The 17,646-nt window shown below is 57.8% G+C and carries 3 protein-coding genes; all 3 read left to right on the forward strand.

The genetic code is table 11. From position 1 onward, the window contains the following. Positions 1 to 27 precede the first annotated feature (27 nt). A complete protein-coding gene (locus tag NFR87_RS09390) occupies positions 28 to 7,809 on the forward strand; it encodes a hypothetical protein (RefSeq protein WP_251449110.1) in 7,782 nt (2,593 codons plus the stop codon). 169 nt (positions 7,810 to 7,978) lie between these two features. After that, positions 7,979 to 14,203, forward strand: a complete 6,225-nt coding sequence (locus tag NFR87_RS09395; RefSeq protein ID WP_251449111.1) for a hypothetical protein — start codon at positions 7,979 to 7,981, stop codon at positions 14,201 to 14,203. 1,283 nt (positions 14,204 to 15,486) lie between these two features. After that, positions 15,487 to 17,646: InlB B-repeat-containing protein (locus NFR87_RS09400; RefSeq protein WP_251449112.1), on the forward strand; the 2,160-nt coding region annotated here is incomplete at its 3' end.

Here is a 17,646-nt window from a genome sequence, read left to right on the forward strand (position 1 = left end):
CACCTGGTGGTGCCCACCCTGCATGACATGAGCGGCGATCCGGCGGCGGACACGCTCTACCATGCGGGCTATGATCCCACGGGAACAGAGGCCGCCCTCCAGCCCAGCTACAAGCTGTACTGGCGGGACGGCATTGGCACGTTCCACCCGTTTGCGGCCAGCGACATCACGGTGAGCAACGGCCAGTATGTGGCGGGCGCTTACAACGATGGCGCCAACGACTGGGACGGCTACGAATTCGATGTGCAGGTGGTGAGCGCCACGGCGTTGTGGGGCGGGTATCATCTGGACCAGTATTTGAAGAACGGCGGCTCCATCTACATCACCGCCACCGGGCCTAACACCGCCGGCGTGCCCGCCGACATGGAGAGCGAGAAGACCGAGGTGGTCGTGCCCGGTGTGGACAAATATAAAGCCACCCTGCGGTATACGCCCAACGGTACCGCCGCGACGATGAGCGCCTGGAACAAAACCACCGCTGTGGACGGCGGTGTGCTCACCGGCTCTGACGGCACTGAGGTGGTGAAGGTCAACGGTATCACGCCCGCCAACGGCTACAAGCTGGTGGGCGTGGTGGCCACCACCAAGGACGGCTCGGTGAACGCCATTCCCAACGCCGACGGGACGGAGTTTACCTACACCATGGTGGAGCAGGACGTGGAGATGCGGGTGGTCTTTGAAAAGGAAAAGGATCCGTTGGAGCCCAAGGGCCCCCATATCGTCACTGTTTACAAGGTGGACACCGATGATCTGGCCCAGAACAACGCCACAGTGACCGATCTGGACGTGGAGATCCCCGGCTACCAGAAAGGCACGATCTGGACGGCGGCCTTCGCGGAAAATGTGGTGCAGGTGGATGTGACCACCGCAAGCGGCTACTATGCCGTGGTGACGGCCAAGACCGCCCCCGGTGGGGTGGAGGTGCCTGTGGCCCAGTTCGCCGCCGCCCCCGGCAGCAACGACTGCTACGCTCAGTTCTATATGCCCGCGGACACCGACGTGGATGTGACGGTGACTTATATCAAGGGCAATCCGCCCCAGCGGAAGCTGGAGCTGGAGGTGCTCTCCGGAAATAACGACAGCGATAACAGTGCCGAGATCACGGTGCCTGGCGGCACCACGCCCATCCTGGCCGCTGACGGCACCGCCGTCACCGCCGGCCCGGTGAATGTGACCGCTGGCACACCGCTGACCTTGACCACCGGCCATGCGGTCAATTGGAGCGTAAAGAGCGCGGTGCTGCGGGTAGCGGTGAGCGCCACCAGCACTATGGACATTCCCATCCCGCTGACCGACGGGGTGTCGCTGCCGCTGCCGGCGATGCCCATGGCGGACGCCAAGGTGATCGTGGAGTTCCAGGATATGCCGCTGATGCCGCGGCCCTTTGATCCGAAGCACGACCACGACTATACGGCCAATTACAGTCACAATGTGACCACCGGGGCCAACCCCGACCTGAGCCGCACCCACCAGGACGGCTGGATCCAGGCCACTGAGGTGGATGCGGACGCCAACAGCCTGGTGATCACAGTGCCCACCCTCCACGAGATGGACATGACCGCCATGCCTGCGCCGGCGGATGTGCTCTATCCCGCAGGTTACGATCCGGCGGGTACTGACGCCGCGCTCCAGCCCAAATACAACCTCTATTGGAAGGATGCGCTGGGTGAGTTCCACCAGTTCAATGACGCGGATATCACCATCGACAGCCAGGCATGGCTGGATGACTATTACACCGACGCCGCCCATGACGGCGCGGTCTACGACGGCTACCAGTTTAAGGTGACGGTGAACAAGGACGCCACCAATCTCAACGATCCCAATTATCCCACCCTGTGGGGCGGCTACACCCTGCGGGAATACATCCAGAACGGCGGCTCTATTTATATCTCTGCGGTGGATCCCGCCTCCCCCGAGGCCAAGCTGGAGAGCGAGAAGACCGAGGTGGTCGTGCCCGCCGGCAAGCGCTACAAGGCCACGCTCCACTTTGAGACCACCGAGGGCAGCGCTACCATGACCGCCTGGGGAGCTACGGCCAACACCGACGGACAGACCCTTACCGGTACCAACGGCACGGAAAAGGTGATCGTGAAGCCCGCGCCAGCTCTGCCCAATTATGTGCAGGTGGGCGTGGTGGCGACCACTGAGGCCGGAAGCGTCAACGCCACATGGAACCCGGCCCAGAACCAGTATGAGTACGACATGGTCAATCAGGACGTGGATATCTACGTGGTCTTTGACCGGGCGGACGATCCCCTCCAGGAGAAGGGCCCCCATATCGTCACGGTTCTGAAGAAGGGCGACGACGGCTATGCTGCCAACGACGCCACGGTGACCGATTTGGACGTCGCCATTCCCAGCAGCCAGCGGGGCGATATCTGGACGGCGGCCTACGAGGACAACGTGGTGCAGGTGGATGTGACCACCGAGCCGGGATACTATCCCGTTATCACTGCCGTGCGCAAGAGTGACGGAGTGTCTATCGATGTAGCCACCTTCATGCCCGGAGCCAATCAGTACTACGGAAAATTCTATATGCCTGCGGGCACTGACGTGGACGTGACGGTGGAATTTATCGCCGGCACGATGCCTACGTATACTCTGCTTCTGACCGTGAACAACGGCGGCAACCTGATGAACAACAGCGCCACGGTCAGCATGCCCAGCGGCGTGAGCCTCAACGCCAATGGCGCGATCCTCAACCAGGCCGGCCCGGTGAACGTGCTGCCCGGTACCGCGCTGACGCTGACCACCGCCCACGGGCCCAACCACAGCGTGAAGCGCGCGGTGATGAAGCTGCTGGGTACGGGCGTTACAGTGGAGATCCCGCTCATCGACGGGGAGTCTCTGCCCATCCCGGCAATGCCCATGAGCAACGCGGAGATCGTAGTCGAGTTCCAGGAGCTGCGGCAGACCCCGCGGCCCTATGATCCGCTGCACTCCCAGACGTATAATGGCGCGCCGGGCGGCGACTATCCCAGTGCGGACAATCCGGATAAGAGCGAGACCGGCCAGGAGGGCTGGATCCTGGCTACAGACGTAGACGAAGATGAGCGCAGCTTTGTGGTCACGGTGCCGACCCTCCATGACAAGTCCGGCGCCTATGGCGCGGATGTGCTCTTCGACGCAGGCTATGATCCGGCGGGCGCTGACGCGAACCGCCAGCCCGAGTACACGCTCTATTGGAAGGATGAACTGGGCAACTTCCAGCCCCTGACCGGCGCGGATATCACCATCAGTGGCGGCGCCTGGTTGGAGGAGTACTACGAGGACACCACCGGCGCCACCCCTGTCAGATACGACGGCTACCAGTTCAAGGTGACGGTGAATCCCGACGCCAACAACCCGGCGGACAACACCTATCCCACCCTCTGGGGCGGCTACACGGTCTGGGATTACATCCAGAATGGCGGCTCCCTCTATATCAGCGCGTTGGATCCCCAGGGTGTGGATGGGGAAAGCGAGAAGACCGAGCTGGTCATTCCCGGTACCAACCAGCTGACCGCTACCCTGGTCTATACGCCCAACGGCGACAGCGCCAAGATGACCGCCTGGACAAAGGTCACCACAGTTGACGGCGGCGTGCTCACCGGCTCCAACGGTACCGAGGTGGTGACGGTGAGCGAGATCACCCCGGCCAACGGCTACGAGCTGGTGGGCGTGGTGGCCACTACCAAGGACGGCTCGGTGAACGCCACTCCCAACGCCGACCAGACAGAGTTTACCTACACCATGGAGAATAAGAGCGTGGAGATGCGGGTGGTCTTCAGGAAGACCGACGATCCCTTGCAGGAGAAGGGTCCCCACATCGTCACCGTATACAAAGAGGGCACCGACGGCTACGACGACAACAACGCCACGGTGACCGATCTGGACGTCACCATTCCCAGCAGCCAGCGGGGCGATATCTGGACGGCGGCCTATGAGGAGAATACCGTGAGGGTGGCGGTCACGACCCACACGGGCTATTATGCCGTGATCACCGCCGTGAAGGCGGGTACCACCGATCCTGTGGACATCGTGCAGTACCCCGACCGCGGCCTGTTTGAGATGATCGACGCCGATGTGGACGTGACGGTAAAATATATCAAGGGCGAGGCGCCTGAGAAGGGATTGAAGCTGATCGTAACATCGGACGATTCCAGCACCCTGGCGGGCAACAAGGCCAGCGTCATCCTCAATGGAACCGCCATTCTGCTCACCGACGCCAGCCAGACGCCGCCGGAGGACGGCCCCGAGCAGGTGAGTCCCGGCAAAAAGCTGACCCTGGAGACGGGCCACGAAAACGGATACAGCGTGCGTGAGGCAGTTTTGCGGGTCACCACTGCCAACGGCACCAAGACAATTGCCATCCCGCTCACCGACGGCGCCTCTCTGCCCGAGTTCGAGATGCCTATGAGCGATGCGGAGGTGGAGGTCTGGTTCCAGAATGTGGCGCAGGCCCCGCGGCCCTTTGATCCGCAGCACGACCACGACTACACGGCCAATTACACGCACAATGTGACTACCGGGGACAATCCTGACCTGAGCAGCACCCACCAGGACGGCTGGATCCTGGCCGAGACGGACGGCCCTGACAGCAGGACGATCACCATCACGGTGCCCACTCTCCACGAGATGGCCGGCGATCCGCTGGAGGACGCCCTCTATCACGCGGGCTATGATCCGGCAGGCGCTGACGCGGCCAGGCAGCCCGAGTACAAGCTCTATTGGAGGGATGGACTGGGCAACTTCCAGCCTCTGACCGGTGCGGATATCACCATCAGCGGCGGCACCTGGCTGGAGGAGTACTACGAAGATACGGCACATGACGGAGCCAAGTACGACGGTTACCGCTTCAATGTAACGCTGAATCCCGCTACGCCGCTCAATCCTTACGACAACACCTATCCCACCCTGTGGGGCGGCTATACCCTGTGGCAGTATATCCAGAACGGCGGTTCTCTCTATATCAGCGCGTTGGATCCCCAGGGTATGGATGGAGAAAGCGAGAAGACCGAGGTGGTCATCCGTTCTGTGATGCCCAGGCCCTTCGATCCCAAGCACGATGAGGACTATACCACCGACTACGATCCTGATACGGACGACCTGAGCGAGTCCGGGCAGGACGGCTGGATCCTGGCGGAGGACGCCGACAGCAAGAACAATACCTTCAAGATCACGGTGCCCACCCTCCATGGCGAGTGGGGCACGGTGCCGCCGGGTACGCTCTATGACGCGGTGGAGCAATACAAGCTCTACTGGAAGGACGAAAACGGCAGCTTCCATGAGCTGGAAGTGGGCGAGGATAAGGACATCACCATCGACAATAGAACGGTGGAGACGGAATATTACGAGGATAACGGCGGCAATAAGTACGATGGGTACAGCTTTACGGTGAAGGTGGTCATGACCGCTCCCACCGATGGCAGCGATCCGGTGCCCGCCACCACCGGCGGCGAGGCTCTGGTCAAGTATATCACCGAGGGCGGCGTCATCTACATCACCGCCATCGACGCCGACGGGAAGAAGGACGAGAGCGAGAAGACCGAGGTGGTCTTTGACGTCAACAACAAGCTCCAGCCCTATGACCCGGAGAATGAGAACGACAAGAACGATCCCACGCCTTACGAGGATCACTGGATCACCGCGGAGAACCGGGGAGACTACCTGGTGGTCACGGTGCCCATGATCAACAAGGGCGGAGCCACTGACAACACCGACGCCATCAGCGTGGATAAGGAGAAGCACACCTTCCAGTTCTATTTGAGGGATGAGGAGCGGGCCGCTGACAGCGCCAACTATCCGAACTATGAGCCGGAGGATCTGGCCCCCATTATTGAGCTGACACACCCCGATCCCGACAACAACCCCAACGACGATCCCTATGAGAATGACGTCTACTATACGGATAAGAGCGTCAATCCGGATAAGGACTACAATGGCGCGAGGTTTATCCTGACGGTGAAGAGCGACGAGGACATCGACAAGTGGGTGGATGACTGGGCCCAGGCCGAGACCGAGGCGGGGAACGCGCCTGCTGCCGCCGATGTGACGGCCAGGAAGGAGCGGCTCAAGGAGCTGGCCGCCATGCTGCGCGCCGTGATGGACAACGAGGGCACCACCGAGGCCATTGAGAACGGCGTGGACTATAAGGATGACGACGAGGACAAGAAGAGCAAGTACCGTCTGTATATCACCCATGAAGAGGCGCCGGATACGGCGGACGGTGAGGTCTACAAGAGCCCCTATGTGGACTTTGAGATCCCGAAATATTACGCGTTCAAGGGCGTTTTGGAGTCCTACGCGCCCAAGCATGACGCGACCTTTACCCTCTATCCGCTGAAGGAGGATGTGGATCTCTCTGTGGATCCGACGCTCGCTTCCGATCCTGAAAGCTATGCGGAGAAGGCATTCCTTACCTATCGTCTCACCCAGAGCGTCGGCACCGGCCTGTGGATGCAGGACTTCAGTGTGAAGAGTTCTCACCTCATGCAAAAGGATAAGTCCGGACAGGTCTACAAGCTGGTGATCTCCAAGCCGGGCCATGTAAGCTACATTTGGCTGGGTCTGGAGCTGACGCCCAAGACCTTGGACGACCCTGGGGATGCGGAATGTCTCACCTTCACCCTGGATCCCGACGTCAACGACGGCATGATCGCCCTCATCGGCGGCGACCTGGACGACAACGGGGCCAACGGCCTGGAGGATCTGGAACTGATGACGGCGCTTATGTCCGGCGAGATCCTTTATACCCGGGAGCAGGATGAGAGCAATGCGGCGGATTGGGCCATTTCCACTTACAATCCCGAAGCGCTGGCCTATGCTGCCGACCTGGACGGCAACGGCAAGATTGGCTCTTCTGACCTAAAGGTTCTGAATGATAAGCGTAATTTCCGTCAGCGTGCGGCTTGCTATCAGGAGGTCATGCCCCAGCTGATCAATGCTGCCGGCGGCAGCTTGTCCGGCGTCGTCTTGGCGCTGTTCATGGAAGAGCCCATTTTGCCCCAGTGGGTACAGAAGCTGCTGGAGGAGGATCGGGAAGTGCCTGATTGGGCCATGGAACTGATCCTGGACGGACAGGAGCTGCCCCAGTGGGCCGTCACCTGTATTGAAGAAGAAACGCCCATTCCCGATTGGGCCATAGCATGCGTGGAGGCAGGAACAGAAGTCCCCGCTTGGGCTGTTGCACGCTTTAAGGCGGAAAAGGACATTCCCCTTTGGGCGGTAGAGCTGATCCGGGAGGAGAAGAGCGTGCCCGCCTGGGCGGTGGAGCTGCTTCAGAGTGAACGGTTTGTTCCCGCCTGGGCCGTGGAACTGGCCCAGGCAGGGGAGAGCCTGCCGGAAGAGATGGAGGCCCTTTTGGCTGCAGGGGAGGAGCTCCCTGAAGAACTGCCTGCGGAAGAGCCTGAACTTCCTGTGCTTCCCGAACTTCCTGAGCTTGAGGTACCTGAGGTACCAGAAACGCCTGAGGCTCCTGAAAATCCTGAGCTCCCCGAAGGCTCTGAAACTCCTGGGGAGGTTGAAGCCCCCGAAAATCCCGAAGCTCCGACAGAGTCTGAAACGCCTGAGGAGCCGGAGCCGCCTGAAGTCCCGGAGGGCTCCGAGCCTTCTGAGGCACCTGAAGAAGCGGAGAAACCCGAGGAGCCTGAGGGACCTGAGAAGGCGGAAGGTGCGGATAAAACAGGAGAGAGCGACCTCTCTGCCGGTGAAGATGCCGATGGAGCGCTTACTGGCGGAGAGGAAGAAGTCACGCAGGAACCCGGTGCTTCTGAAGTCGTGGATGAGGCCACAGAGCCTACTCCAGAAGGGGAGAGTGACCTGATATGAGTTCGACCAAAATTTTTACAAATTAGTAACAAAAGCAAGAAAGTCCTTGTATTATGCAAACCACTCTGATAAAATAACATCGCATATTATGTAAAGCTATAGGTCGAAGTCTGCCTTGGCTGCATAGTTTATGTACTTCCAGCATTTTGCTGGAAGGGAGGTCACGCGTATGGTTCAGTGGAGAAGAATAGAATATCGTTCGCGTAAAGCTCGCCGGGGGTCAAAGAGACCGCTGGCGGCTTTGCTTGCGTTTTCAATGCTTTCCGGGGCCTTTGCTCCGGCGGCTCACGCGGCTGCGGTCGGGGAATGGCCCCTTAAGATGGTGACGAATGTGGTTGACAGCACGGTCGACCCTGTTGTCCCTGACGGCACTGGCGAGGCTCCCACTGTTACCATCGAAGTCAACGGTGTGATCGATCAGGCCCGAAAGCTTACCGGCTTTGTGGAGGTGGCGATCCGGGTCAAGCCCGGCGTGCTCCATCTGGCTGCTGATGGCACCATTGTGTCCAGCACTATGGATCCGAACTATGACCATTCGGAGGTTCAGCCCTTCAGTTCTCTGGCCGTAGCCTTAGAGTACAGCGATAAGCTGACGCCCTGGGAATGGGAGCGGGTGGACGGAAACTGGAACCGCTTGGACGATGCGGAACCCTCCAATCAGACTACAGCTGTAGACATTTCCTCCGCTATTGGCGCAGGCTTCTCTGCTCGGAAAATGGTGGAGGTCGATCCACTGCATCAGTCCACCCGGATCGCCCACGCTGCGATCAGCCCCAAGGGTACCGTTGCCGACGGCGGCACTGGGGACGACGGCTCGGCCCTTCCCCCCACTGTCACCCTCACCGGGGGCGGCTATCTCTACCTGATGGCGGAAAGCTTTACAGCCAAAGATTTCAACGAAGAAGATACGGTTCTGGCTGTAGTGCGCTTTAAATATGACATAGACGAAACCAATGAGAACAACAACCCTTGGGGTACCATGTTTTCCAAGGGGCTTAATAACCCTGCGGTTACAGACTGGATCGATCCAAACAGTCCGAATTGCTTGGTGAAGTTGACGGATGCTGATACGTTGAATGATGTGATCGATCCCATCATTGATTGGGAGCTGATCTACGACAGCGGTAAGTCTGCGGCCCGGCCTGACGGCAATGGCATGTATTATTCGACCGACGATGAAAATGGCCGGGAAGCCTACGATACGTCGAAACCGGCTACGGATCCTGATTATATCAGCACCACCAGCAACCTTATGGAGGTAGCAACGGTAGATACGGCCACCCCAAGCACTACAACTGTAGTCCCTGGGAAGGTCAACTACACTCTGGTCAATAAGCTCTCCTATAATTTTTCCAGCGGCGATTCGGCAGTCATCCTGTATTACGACTGGGATGACCGGCACATCGGCACCCAAGTCCTGGATCCCGGTGACGCCCGGGAGGCAGTGAATGAGTACGTAGAGAAGAATTTTATTCACCCGGATTTGCGCTACTCTGTCCACAAGGGTGATGCTAATTCTGTTGACTACACGGATAGTCTTCTTCGCGAAAATACTTATCGGGGCGAATATCCCTATGATGCGCCGGTGGCGATCCCCGACGTGACCTCGCCGACCTATGAGGCTGACCTGGCGGCGTATCAGGCGCAGATCGCGGGTACTGTGGCGGCAGACGGTGCGGACTATCCGCTGACCAATAAGCTGGACTATGTTTTTTATAAGCGCTATACGGAGATGAGCCAGACAGTCACTGACCCGGACGGAGTGCCCGACAGCGGGGACGAGACCGCCGCTGCTGCACAGACCCTGGTGGATCCGGACGGGGTTCCCGATTCCGGGGATGAGTATTATCATGTCGATGGCTACGCCGCTAAACTGTTGGGGAACCTGACTGCCGCCGATGTGGAGGAGCCGGGCCTGCTGGATCTGCCCTATATCTACGGCTGGGCGGTTGTGGACGACCTGGACGGCATCTCCGATGTGTGGACTACCCTGGGCACCGCCGAGCATACCCCCTATAGCGGCATGGACGCAAGCCAGACTCCTGTTGATACTACAGTGGACACCACCTATGGCGCAACGGGTGAGTGTCTGCAGTTTGCGGACTTCTCTGACCTGAAAAAGGGCCAGGTGGTTCGGGTGAAGGCCGTCTATGAGCCGGGGGCGGAGTTGCGGAATAATGAGCTTTATACGGCGATTACTCCTCCAACATATGAACGGTATGGACAGACGGATACTTCGCAGGGTGGCGTTTATGCAATCTCCTTTACATTTGCCCGAGTAAATGCTGATGGGAAGGGTGTTAGCCGAATGCGGGATCCTTCCATTCGTATTGATTATACGCCTGATGTGGAAGGTGTGGGGCAGAAGCCTTTCTCTGTAGGTATTGATTTGGAAAATCGTGATATTTTACCTGTAACCTATACCCCCTCCAGCGGCCTTATGTCGATGGAGTATTCTCTGCGTGATAAAACGCTGTACGATGCTACACGTTTGGCACAACCAACAATGGTGGGGTATAACTTTTATACTGGTTCAGAAAGATCGACACACTCAAACCTGTATAACATTGATGATAACTTTAATTATGAGGAACACCCGTACTCCCAGCACTTGGGGAGTATGGGCTTTGTCACAAAAGCAACATTCAATCAGCTGGCTAAGCTCTGCCGAGAGGCAGCTGAAACTGGAGTGATGGCAGACGTCAATACATACATTAACGTGGCAATGCTACATGATTTGAACTTTAAAGCGAGTGTAGCAGCAGATGGGACAACAACAGAATATATAGCACTGCAAGCTACTCAATTTCGAGCCAAATTGGTTGATGCCTATCGTATTGCCAATGGTGCAGATTTGGATTGGCATCAAGTCCAATATCATTTGCTTAATTCTACATATTCCGGTGGCGTTGTCTCCGGTGGCCTCACCAACAATGGTGGTGTGATTTCTCCCGCTGCCAATACCCTGGCCTACAACTGGTGCCGCCTTGACAACTGCTCCGGCGGTTCTTCTCCCATCAATACCTGGTCTGATTTGATGAAGGCGGCGGCAGACTACGTCTTTACCCCCAACACCAATGCCCTTAACCAACTTCAGGACGTGTTCTACCTGCGTAAGGGGATCACTGCCCAGCCCTTCGCCGATAAGGACGAGATGAAGACCAAGCTCATTGCTGTGGTCACCGATCTGCAGACCAACGGCTTTACCCAGACCCAGGTGGAGGCCCTGTCCTGGCGGCAGATCCAGTATCTCATGGATGTGGGCGCCGCCGGTATTACCCCCGCCAATCTGCCGGTGAACTCCGACATCGCCCCCACCGGCTCCACCAAGAAGGACTACTGGTGGGAGAACGGGGGCGCCAAGACCATCTCCACCTGGCAGGAGCTGCTGGAGATCCAGTACCACATCATCAATGACAACTGGTTTGCCGGGGACGATGACAACTCCGGCTGGCGCAGCGGCTATACCAGCCCCACCACCCCCCTCACCGGCAGCGTCCGGGACAAGGATAGCGACGGGAACTGGAAGCCCACCACCGATCCCAACCCCTTTACCACCAAGTCGGTCTCCCTGCGCAAGGACGCCGCTGGCGCGGCCTTTGCCAACATCACCCAATTCGATACCGCCCTGAGCATGGCCATCTCCACCCTCACCGGGGAGGCGGCCTATCAGGGGGGCAGCTTTGCCAATGTCTCCCTGATGGAGATCCAGCACGCCCTGCTGGGCAACGCCTACCGGACGGAGAGCGACCTGATGGACGACACCGTGGCGGGTACCATCAACTACTGGTGGATCACCGGCGCCTCCACCCCCAAGAATCTGAAGGAACTGGTCACCCTGGTCAAGCAAGTGGTGGACGGGGCTCCCGAGGATCTGCTGGACAACGTGACCGTGGAGCTGGTGAGCAAGGCCCCCTTCTGGCTGCGCGCCGATGATGCGGGCACCACGTTCAGCAGCGACTCGGACCTCCATGATGCCCTTCTGTACGCAGTGGAGGAGTGGTGCAATGCAGGTAACGATCCTGCCACTGCCCCCTGGCCGGATACCACCAATACCAACTGGTCCAACGCTGCCACCCGGCAGGTGTGGAGCCAGCTCCAGAACCTGCTGCTGGGCAACCCCTACAACGGCGATCCCGACCCCGGCCCCACCTATGCCTTCTGGTGGTACGGGGACGGACATAAGCCCATCACCAATCTGGAAGAGCTGCTGGAGGCCGCCTGGAACAGCTGGGGCGGCCCGGGCGGTACTGCGCCCAGTGATTCCAGCGACCCCAACGCCATGGACACTTTGACTGAGGCTGATTTGGGCTTTATTACCGGTACTTCTGTAGAAGAAGGCGGTGACCCTGCCGACTATGTTTATTTCCGTAAGAATACGAACGGGGATGCTTTTGACAGTATGGCCGATTTCAAGACGGCCCTGAAAGCGGCGCTCCAGAAGATAACGAACAGAGACGGAACACTGGACTATACCAAAGGGCAAAACTGGATCGTGGTTCAGCATCTGTTGTTGGGTAATAATTATCGTTCGGAGACTCAACTGCGTAATGACGGATCCATTGATTACTGGTGGGAAAACGGTGGCTCCAAGAGTGGGCCTACTGCGGATTACACATGGGCAAACCAAGTGGTTGGCGAGTTGACGCAGTTGGCCTCCAGGGTATTTAATGAGAGCAACTACACCACTCCTGCGACAGCCAACGATATTTTGCCTCATATTACTGATACAATGGCAAGAGCGCTGAATCTATGGAGCGATACCACAGGAAACGGTGGACATCAGCTAAGCAAGGAGGAGATCGCACAGCTGATTGTTGATGCGGAAGGCGATGCGTGGAATGGTAATTGGCAGAACACGCAGATTGGTGGAGCTGCTGGTGATGAAATCTGCCTGAGTTGGAAGGCGCTGCAATATTGGGTGTTGACAGGAGGACTGTCCGGAGGAACGCAAGAAACAGAAGCTAATATTGATTCCGGCAACTTGCTGACTTCCGCCGGATGTGATTGGGCTCCTCTTGAGAACGACACGAAGGCAGTTCAATATACGACTGCAGATGCTTATGTGAGTGCATTGACATCGAAGGCATCGAGAATATTCAATGAAAGCGGCTATACAATATATCCGACAGCCAGCGATATTGAACCTTTCATTACACAGGATGACGTGGTAGGATTGAATCTGTGGAGCGATACCCCTATAAATGGGGGTCATCAGCTCAATAAAAGTGAAATTGCACAGACGATCATAGATGCGGAAGCTGATGCGTGGAACGGCGACTGGCAAAATATTTGTATTGGTGGAAACGCTGGCGACGAAATATGCTTAGACTGGAAATCGCTTCAAAACTGGTTGATAACAGGTGGATCAGGAGCAGGAGCGCAGTTGAATTTAAGTGCTTCTGACTATGACGCTATGAGTGCCATGGGTATCGATTGGTATCCGCCCAATGACCTTACAACACCGAATACCGCCAGTGTTCTTTCTTTGCGCGTACCCCTGAAGGCTCCGGCCCTGAAGCCTGTGGAGGAGAGCGAAACTACAGATGTAGTCACCTCGGAGGACGGCCTGCGTACTACCACGACAAAGACGGTCACCACCACTGATTTCAAGGCTGGTACAGTTGAGATCCGCAAGGAGATCGAGACGGTACTTACGGTGGGAGACAAGCTTGTGACCACCACAGACGTCTATGTCACTACTGTAAATATGAATACCGGCGAGGTCACAGAGGCCCCGGCGGAGCTTGGGACGCCCGTCATTACTGACGCGGCGGACATTGGCACGCCTGAGCTTCCGGAAGAAACAGAGACCCCGGGGGAGACAGAGAAGCCGGAAGAGACGGAGCCTCCTGCCGAGACGGAGAAGCCGGAAGAGACGGAGCCTCCCGCCGAGACGGAGAAGCCGGAAGAGACGGAGCCTCCCGCCGAAACGGAAAAGCCGGAGGAGACGGAGCCTCCCGCCGAGACAGAGCAGCCGGAGGAGGCGGAGCCTCCTGCGGAGACGGAGAACCCGGAGGAGACGGAAAAGCCCGCGGAGCCGGAGGACAAGGAAAGTCCTGACGGGGCGGGTGAACCGGCGGAGGACAAAAAGGAGCCGGGTTCCAATGAGACGGAGGAGCCGTCCGCAGAGCAGGAGAGCGCGGAAAAGATGGAGACAGAGGAGGAAGAGGCAATGACAACAGCGGTTACCGGCGTTAATGCTTCTCAACCTTTCTATCCTATCGCCACCCGTCAGCGGGCGCGCCGACTGCGCTGGCGCACAGACTCACCGCCCACTATGATCGCATGGGAGAATGAGGGGGCTTCCCCACAACTCTGGCGATTGCCGCTACCACGAATTTTTAGCATCTCGCAGCGCGATATCCTTACTATCGGGAGGACACGGAAATGAAGAATTTGAAACGGATCTGGAAGAAGGGAGTGGCGTTCCTGCTGGCCGCCACCATGTCCCTGTCTATGCTCCCGGTAACGGCATTTGCGGCGAAGAAGCCTAATTATGTGACATCTAATTTGACATACAACAAGGACACGGGCAAAGTTACAGGTACTGTAACTTTGACTGGGTGTCCTACGGCTGTTATTGGACTCCATGTAGCAATTGTATGTGCCACAGTAAGTCCCACGTTTGGTGCAAGTGATTTGACAGCTCCCGCTGGTGGCGACAGTAATGGGTTTGAGCCAGGACAGACAACAGATGCGAATACTATGCCAGTCATTCAAATCAATACACAGACATCGGGTAGCTCAACAACGACTATTAATGTTGACCATTTTTTAGGCAGCTTTAATGATTTTAAGGCGATACCGACCAACCCTGGTAGCTATTATGTTGGTGCTAATGAGTTTGAGTATTCGGTTTTTGTAAGAGATGGACAGACCAACTATGATGATATACATGCTTTCACCATCCCCCTTTCCGCCGCGGCGGAGCTGGAGGCCTCTCCCAATCCTGTTATTTTTGTCGGCACAGGAACAGAAACCATCACCCTAACTAACCTTGTTGCAGGTACTACCGCTACAAATGTGAAGGCCACGATTTCCGACAGTAATATGGAGATCTTGCCCGGAACCGGTGGCATCGCTGGTATTAACGGCGCTGGTGGTACAGTGAGCACCTCCGGTACCTTTACCCTTGACAACCAAAGTACGACTGCTCGGTCGGCAACCTTGACTATTACCTATGACGATTCTGCCGCAGGAGCGCAAACACCTATCACGATCGATGTCTATGTGGTGGCTGGCGTTGCGGGTATTCGGCCTGTCCCGACTTCAATTGAGTTGTCCACCACTAAGACATCAGACGATCTCTCTTTTGATGTAACTGGATGGAGTGGACGTGGAGCGAAGCCAAACTACTATATCGACGTTTCTACAATAGATATTAGTCCTGGATTTACTATTGACGCCTCAACAGCAAATGGAACAGGAGGTATTTTTACACGGTTTGCCTCGGTGGAGCAGATATCGCAAAAGGGGACGCTGCAATTTGCAAATCAAATAAAGATCAGTGTAGACAGTGGAACCCCTACAGGAACTACTGGTTATCTTTCATTTGTATACTATCAAATAAACAATAGTACTAAGCCTACGGTTGATACGATACAAACAAACGCGAACAGAAGAGTTGTCAGAGTTCCTATCACTTATGAAGACGCGGGTACCCCCACCGAGCCGGTGATCACCTTCTCGGCCGGTACCGGCGGTACGCTGACTGGCAGCGCTACACCCACTGTCAGCGGCGGTAAGGTGGCTGTTGGGGATATCCCCACCGCCACCCGCTCGGGCTACAAGTTCCTGGGCTGGAGCGGCGGCACCCTGACCAACGCCACGGCCGCCCAGGTGGCCGCCGTGACCCACAGCGCGGACACCACCTATACCGCCCAGTGGGAGCAGCAGTACCGGGTGACGTACAATTCTAATCTGCCTGCCGGGGCTTCGGTCAGCAATATGCCCACCAGCCCCAGCGCGTACCTGGACAAGGGCAGCAACTATACCCTGGTGGGTACGCCCAGTTGCAGCGGCGCTACGGATGGCCACGCCTATAAGTTCAAGGGTTGGGGTGCAACTGCCAACGCCACTACGACAATTACTGCTATCAACAATATCAGCAAGGATGAGACCGTCTACGCTATCTGGGAGGCTCTGCCCCAGGTGACCTTCAAGATTGGTACCGGCGGTAAGTTCAGCGACAATACCACGGCGGACAAGAAGGTCAACGCTAACGCTAGCGGCGCTGTCACCGCTCCTGCTGTAACAGCCAACACCGGTTATAGCTTCAAGGGCTGGAGTGACGGTACCAATACCCTTACCGAGGCCCAGGTCAACGCCAAGAACCACACTGCTGACACCACCTACACCGCCCAGTGGGAGCTGCGAAAGGTCACCAGCGGTACACCGGACGCGAACAACAACCTGGTGGAAGGTTCGACCATTTCTTTGGAAAAGGTCACACTGAGTGACGGTACGGATATTGCAAAAGCGAGTTATGCCAGTTCTGATTTGGCAAACTTCGAATGGTACATCGTCAACAGCGGTGTTACGCCTGTGCCTGGTACGCATACCCCCGTACAGAGCAACGACAAGACCGGCAACTATCTCATTCCCACCGGAACCGCACCCACGCAGCACGTGTGGGTTCTGGTCAAGGGCGGAGGTACGAACATCAGTGACGAGCCTTGCCTGATCGATATGGGACCCGTGGGTGTGGAGTCCTTCACCTACGAGGTGGAGATCCATGTGAGCGGCAGCAAGCCCGCTACCGTGCCTAACGGACTTACTGCTTCGCTGTCTACTACCAATCTGGAGGCAGGCAAGAGCTACGGCGTAACAGCTTCCGTCGGTGGCAACAGCGCCAATAAATATAAGTTCTCGGGCTGGAGCGACAGTCTTACTTCGGGAAGCAGCTTTAATCCGGCTGCGGGCAGCGTGTCTGTTTACTCTGTGCCCGCAACGACCACAGGCACTGGACTTGTTTCCAAGCCCGGCAAGAACTATATCTACGCCAACTTTGTGCCCATTCCCCACCTGACCCTCACGAATAGCGGCGGCGCCACTGGCGCCCAGGCATTCAAGGGCCAGCTGGGCAACGACGGCAAGGATTCCGCCCGGAATGTGACCTACACCTTCCCCGCGGGGAGCAAGTTTACCGCCTCTACCACCCCCGGCGCCACAGTGGCCGTGGGCGCCGGCACGGCGGGCAACCTGGTCATCGAGTGCACCGAGACTGCCCCCGGCACCTATACCGACACCCTCACCATCACCTATGAGGACGCCGATGGGGTGAAGTATACCCTCACCCAGCCGGTGGCCTACACCGTGACGGTGCCCACCAAGACCGTCCATGTGGAGGTGGCGGTGGACGGCGGCTCCGCCAGCGACACCCTGCCTGCCAATACCACTGTGAGCCCCACGAAGGCCAATCCCGTCACCCTGGAGGGCGGGGACAGCACTCTGCTCTCCACCAACACCAGCAACCGGGGCTACCGGTTCACCGGCTGGAGCGCGGTGGCCGCCGCCAACGGCAGCCTGAGCACCACCGCCGCGGCCACTAACAACGGCGGCACCACCACCTTCATCATGGCCGACCCGGTGCCCAGCACGGATGTGACCGTGGTGGCCAACTACATCACGGTTCCCTGGCTGGAGGCCGGGAGCAAGATCCCGGGCGGCCACGCCACCGGTACAAGCCCCACGGTGAAGCCCGCCACCGTAGAGATCAACAACACCGGCGCGGCCAACGCCACCGCCGTGAAGGTCAGCGTGGACGACAGCCGCTTTGAGCTGGCCACCGGCGGCATGACCGCCACGGGCAACACCGTTGCCGCCGGCGGCCCC

The sequence above is a fragment of the Vermiculatibacterium agrestimuris genome (assembly GCF_943193085.1).
Classification (GTDB): Bacteria; Bacillota; Clostridia; order Oscillospirales; family Oscillospiraceae; genus Vermiculatibacterium; species Vermiculatibacterium agrestimuris.